Origin of the sequence: Niallia oryzisoli, assembly GCF_036670025.1 — a bacterium.
Taxonomy (GTDB): Bacteria; Bacillota; Bacilli; order Bacillales; family Cytobacillaceae; genus Bacillus_BD; species Bacillus_BD oryzisoli.
Window position 1 is genome coordinate 2,881,110 of sequence record NZ_CP137640.1, and the last position, 16,088, is coordinate 2,897,197.

At 36.8% G+C, this 16,088-nt stretch carries 13 protein-coding genes and 1 pseudogene; 8 read left to right on the forward strand and 6 right to left on the reverse strand.

What is annotated here, in order from left to right; genetic code table 11:
- Window positions 1-48: 48 nt before the first annotated feature.
- Together R4Z09_RS14430 and R4Z09_RS14435 are read right to left on the reverse strand one after the other, a co-directional pair.
- Complete coding sequence (locus tag R4Z09_RS14430; protein ID WP_338452952.1) at window positions 49-1,644, reverse strand: acetolactate synthase large subunit; 1,596 nt, start codon at window positions 1,642-1,644, stop codon at window positions 49-51.
- Between the two features lie 202 nt (window positions 1,645-1,846).
- Window positions 1,847-2,461 carry a YczE/YyaS/YitT family protein gene (locus R4Z09_RS14435; protein WP_338452953.1) on the reverse strand — a complete coding sequence of 205 codons (615 nt, stop codon included), beginning with the start codon at window positions 2,459-2,461 and terminating at the stop codon, window positions 1,847-1,849.
- 387 nt (window positions 2,462-2,848) lie between these two features.
- On the opposite strand from R4Z09_RS14435, the gene R4Z09_RS14440 reads away from it, so the two are divergent.
- The 7 genes from R4Z09_RS14440 (at window position 2,849) to R4Z09_RS14470 (ending at window position 9,984) form a co-directional block, all read left to right on the forward strand.
- Window positions 2,849-3,577, forward strand: a complete 729-nt coding sequence (locus tag R4Z09_RS14440; RefSeq protein ID WP_338452954.1) for an MOSC domain-containing protein — start codon at window positions 2,849-2,851, stop codon at window positions 3,575-3,577.
- A gap of 357 nt (window positions 3,578-3,934) precedes the next feature.
- Window positions 3,935-4,648 (forward strand): FadR/GntR family transcriptional regulator, encoded by a 714-nt coding sequence (locus R4Z09_RS14445; RefSeq protein WP_338452955.1) that lies wholly within the window; start codon window positions 3,935-3,937, stop codon window positions 4,646-4,648.
- On the forward strand, window positions 4,645-5,106 hold the full coding sequence (locus tag R4Z09_RS14450) for a tripartite tricarboxylate transporter TctB family protein (RefSeq protein ID WP_338452956.1): 462 nt from the start codon (window positions 4,645-4,647) through the stop codon (window positions 5,104-5,106). Before R4Z09_RS14445 ends, R4Z09_RS14450 begins: the two co-directional genes overlap by 4 nt.
- A 17-nt stretch (window positions 5,107-5,123) precedes the next feature.
- Entirely contained in the window at window positions 5,124-6,641 is a 1,518-nt protein-coding gene (locus R4Z09_RS14455) for a tripartite tricarboxylate transporter permease (RefSeq protein ID WP_338452957.1), read from the forward strand.
- Window positions 6,642-6,665: 24 nt separating this feature from the next.
- Window positions 6,666-7,697 carry a tripartite tricarboxylate transporter substrate binding protein gene (locus tag R4Z09_RS14460; RefSeq protein ID WP_338452958.1) on the forward strand — a complete coding sequence of 344 codons (1,032 nt, stop codon included), beginning with the start codon at window positions 6,666-6,668 and terminating at the stop codon, window positions 7,695-7,697.
- Window positions 7,698-7,735: 38 nt separating this feature from the next.
- Window positions 7,736-9,097, forward strand: a complete 1,362-nt coding sequence (locus R4Z09_RS14465; RefSeq protein WP_338452959.1) for an LLM class flavin-dependent oxidoreductase — start codon at window positions 7,736-7,738, stop codon at window positions 9,095-9,097.
- A 356-nt stretch (window positions 9,098-9,453) separates the two neighbouring features.
- Window positions 9,454-9,984: a sulfatase/phosphatase domain-containing protein gene (locus R4Z09_RS14470; RefSeq protein ID WP_338452960.1), complete on the forward strand. Its 531-nt coding sequence runs from the start codon at window positions 9,454-9,456 to the stop codon at window positions 9,982-9,984.
- 263 nt (window positions 9,985-10,247) lie between these two features.
- Here the strand turns inward: R4Z09_RS14470 and R4Z09_RS14475 are convergent, their stop codons facing one another.
- Genes R4Z09_RS14475 through R4Z09_RS14485 form a run of 3 tightly spaced genes read right to left on the reverse strand, consistent with a single transcriptional unit; the run spans window position 10,248 to window position 14,119 of the window.
- Window positions 10,248-12,065, reverse strand: coding sequence for an ABC transporter ATP-binding protein (locus R4Z09_RS14475; RefSeq protein WP_338452961.1), 1,818 nt, complete (start codon window positions 12,063-12,065; stop codon window positions 10,248-10,250).
- Window positions 12,022-13,755, reverse strand: coding sequence for an ABC transporter ATP-binding protein (locus R4Z09_RS14480; RefSeq protein WP_338452962.1), 1,734 nt, complete (start codon window positions 13,753-13,755; stop codon window positions 12,022-12,024). The genes R4Z09_RS14475 and R4Z09_RS14480 overlap by 44 nt, the downstream gene beginning before the upstream one ends.
- 52 nt (window positions 13,756-13,807) lie before the next feature.
- Complete coding sequence (locus R4Z09_RS14485) at window positions 13,808-14,119, reverse strand: substrate-binding domain-containing protein (RefSeq protein ID WP_338452963.1); 312 nt, start codon at window positions 14,117-14,119, stop codon at window positions 13,808-13,810.
- An 898-nt stretch (window positions 14,120-15,017) separates the two neighbouring features.
- On the opposite strand from R4Z09_RS14485, the pseudogene R4Z09_RS14490 reads away from it, so the two are divergent.
- Window positions 15,018-15,227: pseudogene (locus R4Z09_RS14490) on the forward strand (EAL domain-containing protein); the annotation flags it as partial.
- A 188-nt stretch (window positions 15,228-15,415) separates the two neighbouring features.
- On the opposite strand, the gene ssuE reads toward R4Z09_RS14490, so the two are convergent.
- Window positions 15,416-15,961, reverse strand: a complete 546-nt coding sequence (gene ssuE, locus R4Z09_RS14495) for an NADPH-dependent FMN reductase (protein ID WP_338452964.1) — start codon at window positions 15,959-15,961, stop codon at window positions 15,416-15,418.
- Window positions 15,962-16,088 lie beyond the last annotated feature (127 nt).

The following is a 16,088-nucleotide window of genomic DNA, read 5'->3' on the forward strand; positions in this document are numbered from 1 at the left end:
CCTTCAGTTGTGCAAACGATAATCAGGGGCAAGAAAAGAACAGCAAGCTCAATTAGGTATACACACTTCGATTAAAAAAATTTCCTCTTGTGTTTGCAAAAACACTTTTATCACCGATTCAAACTCAGCGAGATTGCCGACCTTTTGTCCCTTAATACCAAAGCTTGCAGCAAGCTGGACATAATCAGGATTTCCAAAAGTGACACCGTAACTGCCACCAAATCTCTTATTCATTTGCTGGACCTCAAGTTTTAACATTGAATCATTTAAAATAATGATGATAAAGGAAAGACCAAGCCGTTTGGCTGTTTCGATTTCAGCAAAATTCATTAATGCCCCGCCATCGCCGGTTATACAAATGACAGGGTCTTGTGGACAAGCTAATTTCGCTCCGATCCCCCCTGGAATCGCAATTCCCATAGAAGCAAGACCGTTAGACATAATGAGCCGGTTTGGTTGTTTTGGCTGATACGTACGAGCAATCGCAACTTTATGGGCCCCAACATCGGAAATTACGATCGTATTCTCTGACGTTACATTTTCAATGCAATGCAGGATCTGTTCGATTGTAAATGGAGGGTTGATAGTTTCAGACTGGCTCGGGTTTATCTGATAAGCACTCCTAATTTTCTCCTTGAGATTTCCATAGGGAGCCCATGATTTGTCAGGGAGCCCCAATTGATTAAGGGACTGGAGTGTCTGCTTGATGTTCCCGACACATTCGATCTTGACTGGATAGTATTCATTGATTTCTGCAGGCAACGTATCAATATGTAAAACTGGAGTTTTGCTTTCATTCCATTTCTTTGGGAGCTGTTCCACAAAGTCGAAACCGATGGTAATGATTAAATCAGCCTCTTGGATACCTGGCAAAACTTCATCATTCTCAGTAAATCCAAAAGTAAAATAATTAGAAGGATGTTCTTTTTCTAAAATCCCTTTTGCCATAAAACTGTGTGTAACAGGCGCTTTTAGTGTGTTTATAAAAGTCTGAAACTCAAGAACTGTATCATGTCTTAAAACACCATTTCCAACGATAATAAATGGTTTCTTATGGGTTTGGATAAGGTTAATCGCAGCCTTTAAAGTCTCCATAACAGGAACTGTTTCCGGTAAAGGGGGAGTGGGTAAGGGCTTTTTGCTAATCTCTTGAGTTAAAAAGTTCTCCGGCAGTACGATGGCAGCCGAACCTGGTTTCTCCATTTGAGCCAGGCGGAACGCTTTTCGAATAATAGTAGGTGCTGTCAATGAATCCATCATTTGAGTACTCCACTTTGTAACGGGTTCAAATAGTTTTACAATGTCTATATATTGATGTGATTCCGCATGATTCCGCTCCACAGCTGCTTGGCCAATTAAGCCGATCACAGGTGAATGATCAAGTTTGCTGCTTGCGATGCCGGTCAATAGGTTTGAAGCACCGGGACCCAATGTAGACAAGCAAACGCCCGCTTTCTTTGATAATCTTCCATACACATCCGCCATAAAAGCTGCACCTTGTTCATGCCTAACATTCACAAATTGAATCTGGGTTGAATTTGATAACGAATCAGCGAGATCAAGTGTTTCCTTGCCAACCATCCCAAAGATATATTCCACACCTTCAGCTTCTAAACAATTGATGATTACATCGGATACTTTCATAGTTCCTCCTTATAGGCTTCATTCCTGAATAGTCTGCCCTGATTTACCTAGTATCATTTATTTTACAAATTGAGACAACTTCGTTTGATTTGTCACAGGCACAAATGATTAGATGGGTCAAATGATTTGTAAAAAAGGATGAAAAAAGTGCCTGTCATAATGACTCGGCACCTCTTTTGAAATCTTGTTCAGCATGTTCCTCTTAAATAGAGCGTATTCCTTCGTAATTCAGGATCTTTTTTACCTTACTATTAACTAATTGAATAACCTTTCCAACAAACAAAGCAATGATTAACGTTCCCAATCCGACTGGCCCGCCAAGAATAAAACCTAATAACGTACCGGTTAATTCAACAACGATTCGGGAAACGTTTATACTCCAATGAAATCGATTATGTAAAGCTAACATAAGTCCATCGACGGGAGACTTAGGAAACTTCGCCTCAATGTAGATGCCAATTCCAACCCCGATGCCAAGCGTCCCAAGCAGGAAAACAAGCCACTGCATGAGTATTGACGATGGGATTTCAAGATGGTCAAATAGAAGGTACATCCAGAGATCCAAAAAGATACTTCGAAGGATGATGGCCAGCATAGAACCGTACTGGAATCTTTTTCTTTCAACCGTTTTCGTCGTGAGCACAATCAACACTTGTATAGCTATTGTCCAAGTCCCAATCGTTAATCCTAAATAATGGTTCACTCCTATGGCTGCAGCATCCCAAGATCCCACTCCCGCTGCCGAATAAATGGTCAAAGCAATACCTAATGCATTGATGGCCAATCCTACCAAATATATTGCTAATCTACTAACCACACGCTGCACCTGCCTTACTTTTCAAAAATATGAACCTAGATTTACCCGTTAAAGGTTGCCAATCTACACAAATTGAAACACACATTGATAAAATCTAAAGCCTATTCAACTTAAAAACGATACGTTCAGTATTATAATTATAACTATAATTATAATGTTTTCAAAATATTTTAAACATTGATTTAGTTTGTACCAGACTTAACCATATTGCTTGTCGTTCTAATATATTACGGCCCCAGACACCTTAGCTTTTGAGGCCCGTAAATATAGAGAATAATGCGTAAATAGAATATAATATCAACAAATGGAATAAAAGAGGCTGGGGCACTGATGTAAAATATTTAAGTAATAATGAAGACGAATAACTAATTCTATAGGATGATCAAAATGAGTAAACCATATATTGAAAAAATATTTTCCGGAAAAGTTAAAAAACTAGGCAATCCACATGCAGTTAATGCTATGGATAAACTATGGGAAAGCGGGATATTTAAGGAGAAAATCGATGAAAAAATTTGGCTGAGCAGAACTGGATTATTGGGTGATGAAGTAGCAGATACAAAAAACCACGGCGGGGCAGAAAAAGCACTATTTGCCTATACCGTAGAACATTATGATGAATGGCGGAAGGATCAGGCTTTAGAAACAATCGGGATGGGCTCGATGGGAGAAAATCTGGCCGTTCGTTATATGGACGAGAACACTGTTTGTATCGGAGACACCTACCAATATGGCGATGCGATTATCCAAGTGTCCCAGCCGCGTCAGCCATGCTGGAAGCCCGCACGTCGGTTTCGCTTGATCGATTTTGCTTTAAGAATACAGCGTTCCGGAAGGACAGGCTGGTATTTTCGAGTCTTAAAGGAAGCCTTTGTCCAGGATCAAGTAGAACTGGAATTGCTGGAGCGTCCATACCCACAATGGACAATTGCCAAGTGTAATGAAGTCATGCACGTGAAAAAAGATGAAATAAAGCTAGCTGAAGAGTTGGCATCTTGTGAACTGTTAGCAATGAGCTGGAAAGAGACACTGCATAAGCGGGCAGGCGGAGAGAATTCCTCGATTGATAAACGCGTATATGGACCTAATGGGTCAAGGGGAGAAGTACAGGGTTAGAAAACTTAATTCATCAGGAACAGCTCTAGTCTAGATACCAGTCTCTTTGCCCTATTTATAATAATCTAAATATTTCCAATAGAATGTCATTGACAATATTCTAAGAATCTGATAATTTAATATCATACTAAATAGATAGGAATAATACAAGTTCGATCAGACCACTGAAGACCTTGAAACGTTTGAAATATTCAAGCGTTCAGGGTCTTTTTTGTTTAAAAAGGTTAGATAAAATCCTAATCATTTGGTTGGACCATTGGATGTTTATACCAAATGCAGATGAAAAGGAGTGAAGTTATCTGTCATACCACTTATTCATGTTTCTTGAAAGTGACTCCCATTTCCAAGGTGATCCATATGTTTGATAACTTGCAGTTTGACCGTTCTACTGTTCCAAGTAAGATTGTAGAGACCTTAAAAACACTCATTCAGGAAGATCAACTGAAGTCCGGTGAAAAGCTGCCATCAGAAAGGACTCTTGCCCATCAATTGAATGTTAGTAGAAATACAATCAGAGAAGCATACAAAATTCTTTCTACACTGGGTTTTATTGATATCAAGCAAGGAAATGGCGTATTTGTATCTGACGGAAACGATAATTTAGGTCAGTTAACCAATCAATATTTTATTAAAAGCGATCAATTTGACGATTTATTTGAAATCAGAATGATCATGGAAACCCAGACAGCAGCATGGACAGCAGAACGGGCAGATGATTCTAAAATTCTTGAATTATATGATTTTGTTAAAGAAACGTTAGATCTAATCGAGAAAAGCAGTATAGATGAACGTGAACTGTCAAGTCGAGATCATACATTCCATATTAAAATTGCAGAACTTTCAAAAAATACTGTAGCTTTTCGAATCATGCACAGCCTCACGACACTCTTTCAACCTATCAGGGAGGAAACAGCTAAAATTCCAGACAGGCTGTATCGTTCATGGGTGGAGCATCTTGAAATTGCTGAAATGTTAAACAGACGAGATGCATCCAAGGCGAGAACAGCAATGGAAAATCACCTAAATAGTGTTGAAAGGACATTAAAAACAAGGAAAGGAGGAAGCAAATGACTAGTAAGTTATTGTCGGAGAAAAGAATGGGTGGATTGATCGCTGCCATGTTCGGACTATTGTCCTTAAACGAAGCCAAAATGCTGTATCCTTACAGCAAAAATATATTAACAGGAGATCATGTTTTTCCGGTTTTTATCGGGGCTCTACTTTTGTTATTTGGGCTTTGTTTAGGATTTGAACAAAGCAATGAAGAATACAAAGCTGACTTACCAAGTGGCAAGACTAGATTTACCTTGATGTCTTGCATAGCCAGTTTGTTTGTTTATTGTTTCTTCATCACGATCATAGGTTATGCCGCAAGTACGTTCATCATTTCTGTTTGCTTACTAAAAGTGATTGGACAGTATCGGTGGAATGTTTCTCTTTTATTGGGAGTGATGTTGACATCTGTTATATATTTTTTGTTTATCGTCTTACTAAAAACCCCGCTGCCAAGTGGATTTTTTACCAATTAGAAGGAGGGTAGCTAATCATGGAAACAATCTTATCTTTGTTAAATGGCTTCAGTGAAGTAGTCACGCCTTCCAATCTGTTAATCGTATTGCTGGGTTCTTTACTTGGAACCTTAGTCGGTGTTCTTCCCGGATTGGGACCAACATCAGCGATTGCCATTCTTTTGCCTGTCACTACGATTCTAAGTCCAGTACAAGGGTTGATGATGATGGCAGGGATTTACTATGGAGCGATGTACGGTGGATCAACTACCGCGATTCTTATGAATATTCCAGGTGAATCATCATCTGTACCAACCACATTAGACGGTTACCCGCTTGCTAAACAAGGAAGAGCTGGTGCCGCCCTTGGAATTGCGGCAATAGGATCTTTTATTGCGGGTATTATTGGTCTGGTCGGACTTGTTCTATTCGCTCCTTTTTTAGCTGACCAGGCACTGAAATTTGGACCACCGGAATATTTTACGATCATGCTATTAGCTTTACTGGTACTTTTTAATTTAACAGGCTACTCTTTTAAAAAATCAGTCATTATGGGTTTGTTTGGCTTCTTATTTTCTATGGTCGGCATCGGGATGACATCAGGAGTACCAAGATTTGACTTTGGCTTCAGTTTCTTGAGTGGCGGCTTTGAAATGGTTAGTATCATCATCGGGTTATTTGCTATTACGGAGGTTTTGAAAGGACTCGAGGAAAATCGTCAGTCCATAGAGCAGACGAAAATTACAGGAATTTATCCAACCAGAAAAGATTTACAACAGAGTAGGTTTTCCATTTTAAGAGGCAGTGTGCTTGGCTTTTTGCTTGGAATTCTACCTGGAGTATCCGCAACGATTACTTCATTTTTATCATACGATTTAGAAAAAAAGGTGTCTAAGCATCCTGAGAAATTTGGAAAGGGAGCTATAGAAGGAGTTGCTGGGCCCGAATCAGCTAATAATGCAACCAGCTCGGGCGGATTTATTCCATTGCTTGCTTTAGGTATACCGGCATCACCACCGCTGGCTGTTTTATTAGCTGCACTTATGATTTATGGGTTGACACCTGGTCCCATGTTATTCGAACAAAATAGTCAGGTTGTTTGGACTGTAATTGCAAGTATGTTTATCGGAAATGTAATACTTTTAATCTTAAATCTGCCTTTAGTTGGATTATGGGCAAAACTAACCAATGTCCCTTTTGGAATCTTGGCTCCTATCATTCTTTTAATAAGTATTATTGGCGCTTTTTCTGTCCGTAATAGTATGTTCGATGTGGTTGTTGCCGTTATTTTTGGAGTATTGGGATATGTGTTTCACAAATATCAGTGGCCAATTATTCCTTTTATACTCTGCATTGTGTTAGGACCAAAAATAGAAAGAAATTTTATTCAATCATTAGAAATGTCAGCTGGAAATCCATTAATTTTTATACAGCGTCCGATTTCATTAATCATTTTAGTCAGTGCTGTAATGATTTTGATCTTATCCATTTTTCTTATGAAAAGAACGAAAAAAAGAGTCTTACAAGAAACTGGAGAACAAATGGAATTTTCTTAGAAATATTATATGGGAGGGTTTATGATGAAAAAGCTTTTCACATTATCGATTGCAGTACTGTTATTAATGGGGATCTTTCTTACGGGATGTACAACAAACTCTGTGACCAGTACAGAAAAGAAAGAAGGAGGCGAACAAAAGAAAGGCACTGATTATCCAATTAGACAAATAGAGTTAGTTGTACCTTTTGCAGCTGGCGGTGGAGTCGATTTGGCGGCTCGTTCTGTGGCTGACTATTTAAGTAAAGAGTGGGGACAGCCGATTGTCGTGACAAACAAACCAGGCGGTGGGGGAATCATTGGTGCCCAATATGCTTTAAAAGAAGCTAAACCTGATGGCTATACAGTTCTAGCTAACAACGTATCGACCACTACTATGTATGAAGCAGGAACGGCTAACCCTGTTATCACGAATAAGGAAAATAAATTTGCAGCTCGTATTGCTGCTGGAACACCTGCTTATGCAGTGAAGGCTGATGCTGAGTGGGATACATTTGAAGAGTTTTCAGAATGGGTTAAGAAGAATCCTGAAAAATTAACATGGGCAAGTGTCGGTCCTGCCGGCTTTTCATCCTTTGTTGCTGCACAATGGTTTGAATCACTTGGAGTCGATTTTAATAAAACACAAATGGTGTCATCTGAAGGTACCTCTGACTCGGCCGCAAAGTTAGCAGGAGGACATGTTGTATTGGCCATTCATACAGTTGGGGAGCTGGCACCGCTTGTAGAAGCAGGAAAGATTAAATTATTGGCAGTTCAATCGCCTGAACGAAGCCCTCTTTTTCCGGATGTTCCAACAACGGAAGAGGCTGGATTGGAAGGATTAACAATCAAATGGTGGACTGGATTATCATTCCCTGCAGATACACCTGATGAAATTATTCAAAAATGGGAGCAGGCTGTAGAAAAGATGGAAAAGGATGAAACATTTTTACAGCAATTAGAAAAAATTAAGCTTGACCCTGCCTATCTAAATTCGGCTGATTTTACGAAAGAAGTTGAAATGGAAACCAATGCATTAATAAAATTAGCGGAAGATACAGGAATTCGTAAGTAACGAATGATTAAATAAAATAGAAGGATGAGGGGATTGGAATGACAAAACGAAATGGGGAAATGAAATTAGGAGTCTTTTTTCAGATACCTGGACATCAGATTGGTGCTTGGCGGCATCCAGAGGCGGGGGCTGATCAGGTGATGAATTTTCAGTTTATTAAAAAATTAGCCCAAACGGCTGAACGTGGAAAATTTGATATGCTTTTCCTTGCGGATCACTCCGCAGTCAAGTTTACAGATAAAACGGCACTAGAGCAAAGTGTGAATACCTCCTTTGAGCCTTTTACATTATTATCTGCTCTCTCAACAGTAACTGAGCATATTGGACTCGTAGGAACGGTTTCGACCACCTATAATGAACCTTTTCATGTGGCAAGAAGATTTGCGTCACTAGATCATTTGAGCAACGGGAGGGCAGCCTGGAATGTAGTAACATCTTATCAGGAAGAAGAGGCCCGTAACTTCAATTTAAAAAAGCAGCTTTTACACTCAACACGCTATCAACGTGCTGAAGAGTTTGTCGATGTAGTCAAAAAACTTTGGGATAGCTGGGAAGATGATACGCTTGTTTTCGATAAGGAATCAGCCAAATTTGCCGACTCCTCCAAAATGCATGAGATTAACCATAATGGGGAATGGTTCTCTGTTGCTGGTCCATTAAACATTGCCCGTCCAATCCAGGGTCATCCGGTTGTGGTAGAAGCAGGTGCTTCCGAAGCGGGAAAGGAGCTTGCAGCCCGCACGGCCGAGGTGGTTTTCACAGCCTGGCAAACACTTGAGGAAGCAAAAGAATTTTACCGTGATTTAAAAGGAAGAATGGCTAAATATGGACGTTCACCAGAAGAACTAAAAATTATGCCGGGTATATATCCGGTCATTGGTAGAACGGAAGAAGAAGCGGTAGAAAATCAAAAGCTTCTGAATAACTTGATACCGGAAGAAGCAGGGGTTGCTCTTTTATCGAGAATGATTGGTTTTGACTTATCCGGTTATGATGTTGATGGTCCATTTCCGGATGTAACAGTAGAAAATGTGAATGCGGGAAAAAGTCGTTTTCAGCTATTAAAGGATAAGGCTGACCGGGAAGGCTTAACGATCCGTCAACTATACCAACAGATTGCAGGTGCTCGAGGACATCGTGAAATCAAAGGGACACCTGAGCAAATATCTGATCAAATGCAAGAATGGTATGAAAATGAGGCAGCAGACGGATTTAATGTAATGCCGCCTTATTTTCCAGGAGGGTTGGATGACTTTGTTGATCTTGTGATTCCGATTCTACAAAAACGCGGATTGTTCCGAGTCGAGTATACGGGTAAGACGTTAAGAGAGAATTTAGGTTTAAAACGACCGGCCAACACCTTAGTAGAAGGGAGGAATAGTGTCAAATCTATTATTTAATTTAATAAAAAAACTAATATATTAAAAAAGGGAAGGGGAAAGAGCAAGATTTCGCTCTTTCCCTTAAATTATAAAGAAGGTTCTATTTCATTTAATATAGCTAGTAGCGCTTCAATTGCTGTCTGAATTCTATTTTCTAGTTCAGGTTCGATGAAGGTCAATTAGTTCTCTTTGTACGAAAACTGACTATTAATTAAGTAAACTCCGGATAGATAACAATCACCGAATGTGCTTGTTTGATCTTTCCTAAAGCTTGGTTGATGACTGGGCTGTTAAAGTTCGTTCAACCGCAATGGCTGACAATGAACGGAATCGCAGGGAAATGGCAACATTTATAGCTTCAGCGAAGGTGATGGATGAATGCGTTGGTATCGCATCTAGATCTATTTCCTACATTATGTAATTTAACTGGATTGGAACAGCCTGATTGGCTGCAGGATCATTCAATGGTACCGATTTTGAATGGGGAATCAGAAATGATACGTAACGAAATTTTTAGTGAAGTAACCTATCACGCGGAGTATGAACCGAAACGATGCGTACGAACGAATCAGTATAAATATTTCCGTAGATATGATGAACACAACCTTACAGTTCATTCTAATATCGATGCGGGGCGGGGAAAGGATCATGTGATTGAATACGGATTGCTTGATAAAATCTTAGATCGAGAGATGCTTTTTGACTTAGCACTGGATCCTGGGGAAAGAAACAATATATTTGAAAATTCCCAATATATTGATATTCACGAAATGTCTGAGAAATTAGACAAGTGGATGAAGGAAACGAATGATCCATTGCTCAATGGAAAAGTTCCAATACCGGAAGGGGCAAAAGTTAATAAATTTGAAAGCTTACATCCGAATGATAACAGTTCTGAAGATTAATCGATTCAGTGAAAGGGTGACTTATTCATTTAATTGATGAGATTTGAGGTATATTTTATAAAATGGCATAAAACAAAGAGACACCATGTAAGGGTATGGTTAAGATGGCATTAGTAGCAAGGCTAAAAACCAGAATGGAACATTTCATTCTGGTTTTTTCAATTGATAAGAAAATATCTAAGTTATATATATAAGAATGAAAGATCGAGAGGGGCAATAGATAAGTGACCTGTCTTTTCTTATTTCCTCGTAAGTAGAAAAAATTATGAAGTATAATATACCTGATTTTTCGTTAACTCTGATTCCTCGAGCATTTTTTTGTAGTAGCCATTTAATAAATTTAATTCCAAGTCATTACCAAATTCAATAATTTCACCATGTTTCATGACAAAAATGACATCTGCGTTCTGAATTGTAGAAAGTCTATGGGCGATGATGAGTGTAGTACGATTTTTGGATATATTTTCGATTGCCTGCTGGATTAACTTTTCTGTATAAGTATCTATATTAGCCGTAGCTTCGTCCAGAACTAAAACGGAAGGGTCATGAACGATCGCTCTAGCAAAAGAAATGAGCTGTCGTTGGCCTGCAGAAAGAGTATTTCCTCTTTCCAAAACAGGTTCATTGAGATGATTTGGAAAATCATTAATAAAACGATCGACACAGGCAACTTTTACGGCATTTTCAATCACCTTGTCATCAATTGGATCATTCAAGGTAATATTACTCTTGATAGTGCCAGAAAATAAAAAGACATCTTGAAGGATGACAGATATATTTTTTCTTATATCTTTCAGTTTTATCGTATTAATGTCCACACCGTCTATTAATATTTTTCCTTTTTGAACTTTATAAAAGCCGTTGATCAAGCAAATAATCGTTGATTTTCCAGCACCTGTTTCTCCAACAAAGGCAGCCATCTGTCCACTGTCAATTTTGAAGCTAACATTTTTTAAAACCCAATCTTTATTATTATAGGAAAACCAAACATTTTTGAATTCTATACTTCCTTTAAAACGATTTTTGCTTACTCCTCGATCTAAATCTTCTAAGGAGTCTTTTTGTTTTAGAAGATCAAAAACTCTTTCAGTAGATACTAGAGCCGATTGTATACTGCTGTATTTATCGGCCAGGTCAGAGACAGGAGCAAAAAATTGTTTAATATACGTAGTAAAAGCATACAGTACTCCTATTTGAAGAGTATGATTAAATATTTTATCAACACTATACCAGATCAAAGAGGCAATCGCTAAATTTTGAAATAAATCAGAAGCAGGCCTCATTATACTATTAATTCTTGTTTGCAGTAACGTTGTCTTTGTATAAGTGTTATTCAGCTCTAAAAACTCTTCTTCTTTTTCTTTTTCGGCATTAAATATCTGAATAATTTTCATTCCGGAAATTGATTCGGCAATAAATCCATTAAGTTTTCCGATATAATGTTTCATCGATAAAAAAGATTTTCGGATATGTTGTCTCATCAATAATAATAAAAATACCATTATTGGAATAACCAGCATCGAAATCATGGTTAGTTCTAAATTGAGTGACAACATCACATAAACGATTCCGATAAGCAAAATTACATCTTTAAATAGATTCATAATGACATCTGTATACAAATTGCTTATATCATTAATATCATTAGTGGATCTTGTAATTAGTCTGCCTGATGAGTTTTTATCTAAATAGGATAAAGGAAGCAGTTGGATTGTTTTAAACACCCTGTTGCGGAGGTCGGTTACAATTTTTTGACCTGCGCTATTCATCAGGTTTACTTGAGCGAAAGAAGAGAATCCTCCCAAAAAGGATAAAAACAAATACAAGATACCCATGGAAATAATTGAATAAAAACCGGTTTGTACGACACCATTTATTAAGAAATCATCGATCACCAATTTTAAAATATAGGGTTGGAGCAACGCTGAGGCATTGACGAGAAGAGCACAAACACATGCGAGCAATATTTTTCTTTTGTATGGCAAGGCCAATTTTACAAGTTCTTGTATACTATTGGTTTTTATGGTTTTTTGATCATCAAGATTTTTTTTGATCTTTGGTTTGATCTTTGTAAATCTCATAATATACCCCGCCTTTTTCGAGAAGTTTTCTGTGATTGCCCTGTTCACATATTCGGCCGTTTTCCATGACAATAATCTGATCAGCATCAGCTATGGCAGATATCCTGTGGGAAATGATTAAGGTTGTTTTTCCTTTTCTAATCGTTTTTAACGTTTTAAGGATTTGTGCCTCAGTCACTGCGTCAACGGCTGAAAGTGCATCGTCTAAGATTAAAAGGGAGGGGTCCTTGATAATAGATCTGGCAATGGCTAAGCGCTGTTTCTGCCCCCCTGAAAGATTGACTCCACGTTCTCCAACCAATGTATTGAATTGATCCGGAAAACGGATGACACTGTCATATATGTTGCTATCTTGAGAGGCTTTTTCAATTTCTTCGTCAGAATAAATATCTTTAAAGAAAATGATATTATTCTTAATACTAGTAGAAAATAAAAACGTATCTTGAGGCACATAACTAAAATGGTTTCGTATACCTTGCATAGAATACTCGTTGATATCCTTACCATTTAGAAATATTTTTCCATATTCTATGTCATAAAGTTTAAATAAAAGATTGGCTAAGGTACTTTTCCCTGAGCCTGTTTTCCCTATGATTCCATGTGTTTGGCCATTAGGAACTTTCAAATTAATATTTTCTAATACTGTTTTTGTAGAATTGGGATAACAAAAACTTAGGTTTCTAAATTCTATATTGCCTTCAGTTAGTTGGTTTATTGAATTCTTTTTATCGAAAAAAGGTTTAACGTTAAATATTTCAATTAATCGATCGAGAGAAGCCAACCCTTGCTGCGCTAAATTGACAATCCTTCCGATTGAAACGACAGGATGAACAATCATGGTTAAATATGTATTGAACGCAATAAAATCTCCTAACGAAATTGTGCCGTTTAATACCAAGTTTCCACCGTAAATGAGACTAAATACAAAACTAAAACTAAAACAAATTTCAATAACAGGGGAAAGAAAGGATGAAGTTCTAACCATTTTTATGGTTGAATCCATCATGTTATTATTTAACTGATTAAAATTACATATCTCCTTATCCTCTTGCACAAATGATTTTATAACCCTAATCCCGTATATATTCTCTTGTACTCTATCGGAAATAGCAGCAAAGTTTTCCTGAACGATTTTGAATTGGATATGGATTTCTTGACCAATCCATAAGATAAAAATGATAATAATCGGAAAAGAAGATAAAGTTAACACTGATAGCTTTAAATCGATCGTCGTCACCATAAAAAAGATGGTAGCTACGCAAACCACGATACTGTTGACGGACAAGGCTAATGCAGGACCAAATATATTTCGAACAGCAGAAATATCATTAATGGAATATGCTAAAAGATCACCCGTTTTTCTTTGACTGTAAAATTGGGTAGGTAAAATTAAGAAATGTCTGAATATTTTTTCTCTGAGATAACTCTCAAGTTTTCGTGAATTACCAAAGATAATGATTCTCCATAAAAAAGTGAATATGAGGGTTCCAATTGCAATCATAAGGATATACAGTAAATTTGTAAAAACTGCGTTTTTTTCGAAACCATTGATTTTCATAATATCAATGGTTTGCCCTAGTACCTTTGGAAATAGTGTCTGAATGTAGGAAGCTAGGAACATAAACAGGATCCCAAGCAAATAAGTAAATTTATGTTTTTTTATAAAATCAAATAATATAGCATACCTCAATACTTATTTCTCCTTTCCTTCAATTAATAGCTCTTTACGGAATCCCTTTCTATTAATTTAGTAATATTGCAATATTTTCATAAGGCTTATCTTGCTGATCCATTCTTTTCATTAATGTGGAAACGACCACTTCGCTGGCATATTCAATATTTAAATCAAATGTTGTAAATTTTGGGTTGGATAACTTAGACATTTCAGTATTTCCACTACTAACAATCGAAAGGTTATTGGGAACTTTAATATGATTCTCAAATAGAATATTCATTAATTCAATTGCAGTAAAATCATTATTACAGATAAATGCAGAAGGTAATTTTTTTTGAGTAATTAAGCTCTTTATTTTCTCAGGCGATTGCTCTGTCAAATCAAAAAATAACTCATCATGGATTTACAGTTGATAATCTTCTAATGCCGTTTTTATGGCAAGAGTTTTTTCTTTATCACGCCAAATCTTGCTGTTTCCAATAAAGCCAATTTGTTTATGGCCTTTTTGAATCAGATACTCCGTTATTTTATAACCGGCATTACTAAAGCTGAACCAAACACTGTCGAAATCATACGAAGGAGAATAACCCGTAAAAAAAGATTAAATTATTAATTTTTTGATTTATGAAAGTGGCATAATCTTTGTTAAATCTTCCGTAAAATGACACCATCAAAGTATAGTCCTCTTGATAATTTATAAGGCACATCAAAACTTTGTTGAGAAGATTTGTCTATTTACTTGATATGATAATCTGCACCTATTTTTTGAAGGGATTTTTCAATGTTTTGCGCCATAAGGGTGACATTGCTATTATCCATCAAGGAAGATTTCTGGTGTAGTACCAATGTAGACTTAAAAAGTGAGTAAATAAAATTCACTTATTTACTTACATTGAACGGAAATTCTTTGACACAAATCAAATAATCAATTCTATAGGTTTTATAATTCCAATAATGTTTTCTATCACTCTTCTAATGATTAATTGCCATTATAAGAATTGCCAGAACACTGAATAAAATTAAAATATTCTAAAAAACAGATTAAACCCACTTGATTAATATGCTTCCTTTTTTATTATAACTTTAATTAAATAAAGACAGATTGATCCAAAGAAACGTCCGATTGGTCACCCAAAGGCATAGGGATGTTGTATTTATACAACTTTTCTGTGCCTTATTTTTTTAAAGAGACAGCTGTATTAAAGAAATTAGGATGCAAAATTGCCATCGATGACTTTGGGACAGGGAATTCTTCCCTTAATTAACTAAAGCATCTTCCGATTGACCTACTGAAGATTGATCGATCGTTTATCAGGGACCTAACAGAAAATGAGCAGAATGATACGATTGTCTCTACCATCATTTCGATGGAGCAGCACTTGAAGCTTGATGTTATTGCAGAAGGAGTAGAAACAGTGCAGCAAAAGAATGTGTTGCGAAAGAAACCGTGTACGCACGTACAAGGATATTTCTATAGTCCTCCCTAAGCACCCGAGATTTTTCTTCAACAATGGGATCAACTGCAGCAAAATGCAAAAACCTTTGAAAATTAACCGAATCAAAAGCTATTGAATAACCTTATAAGGGAGATATATTGTTCAATTTATTAATTAAATTATTAAAAAACTAATATACATATAAAGGGAAGGAGCAAAATTTTGCTCTTTCCCTTAAATTATAATGATGGTTCGATTTCTTTTAATTTAGCTAATAGATTCTCTATTGCTGTCTGGATTCTTTTTTCTAGTTCGGATTCGATAAAGGTCAATTCGTTTTCTTTATACGAAAATTGAGACTCAAGTAAGTAAACTCCGGATAAGATTTCTTGGCTGCCTAAAATTGAGAATAGTGGTTTAAAAGAATATTCTAAAGATAATAGGTGAGCAATAGAACCGCCATTCGCAATCGGAAGAATGACTTTTTCAGCCAAGCCTTTCTCCGGGATTAAGTCAAAAAATGTTTTTAATACACCTGTATAGCTAGCTTTATATACGGGACTAATGACAATCAGTGCATGTGCCTGTTTGACCTTTTCTAAAGCTTGGTTGACAGCTGGGCTATTAAAGTTCGCATAAATAAGATCCTCAGGTGGTAAATCTCGAACATTAATCTGTTCTATTTGGTGGCCTTGAGTGGACAATAATTTATTCAGATAGGATGCAATCGCATAACTTCTTGAGGGTTGTGTAGGACTTCCAGAAATGATAACAATATTTGACATGAATACAACTCCTTTTATATATGTTTATTGAAAAAGTTTCGGCTTAAATACGCTTATCTTAAAAAAATAAAGAGGCTGCCTAATCAAAAATTGATTAAGACAGCCTCTAGCAGTCTAGTCGGCGCTT

Coding starts and splice junctions, on each gene's coding strand:
- R4Z09_RS14450 (WP_338452956.1), top strand. CDS start 4,645: ATGACTAGTAAGTTATTGTCGGAGAAAAGAATGGGTGGATTGATCGCT.
- R4Z09_RS14440 (WP_338452954.1), top strand. CDS start 2,849: ATGAGTAAACCATATATTGAAAAAATATTTTCCGGAAAAGTTAAAAAA.
- ssuE (WP_338452964.1), bottom strand. CDS start 15,961: ATGTCAAATATTGTTATCATTTCTGGAAGTCCTACACAACCCTCAAGA.
- R4Z09_RS14455 (WP_338452957.1), top strand. CDS start 5,124: ATGGAAACAATCTTATCTTTGTTAAATGGCTTCAGTGAAGTAGTCACG.
- R4Z09_RS14470 (WP_338452960.1), top strand. CDS start 9,454: ATGAATGCGTTGGTATCGCATCTAGATCTATTTCCTACATTATGTAAT.
- R4Z09_RS14445 (WP_338452955.1), top strand. CDS start 3,935: ATGTTTGATAACTTGCAGTTTGACCGTTCTACTGTTCCAAGTAAGATT.
- R4Z09_RS14430 (WP_338452952.1), bottom strand. CDS start 1,644: ATGAAAGTATCCGATGTAATCATCAATTGTTTAGAAGCTGAAGGTGTG.
- R4Z09_RS14475 (WP_338452961.1), bottom strand. CDS start 12,065: ATGAGATTTACAAAGATCAAACCAAAGATCAAAAAAAATCTTGATGAT.
- R4Z09_RS14465 (WP_338452959.1), top strand. CDS start 7,736: ATGACAAAACGAAATGGGGAAATGAAATTAGGAGTCTTTTTTCAGATA.
- R4Z09_RS14460 (WP_338452958.1), top strand. CDS start 6,666: ATGAAAAAGCTTTTCACATTATCGATTGCAGTACTGTTATTAATGGGG.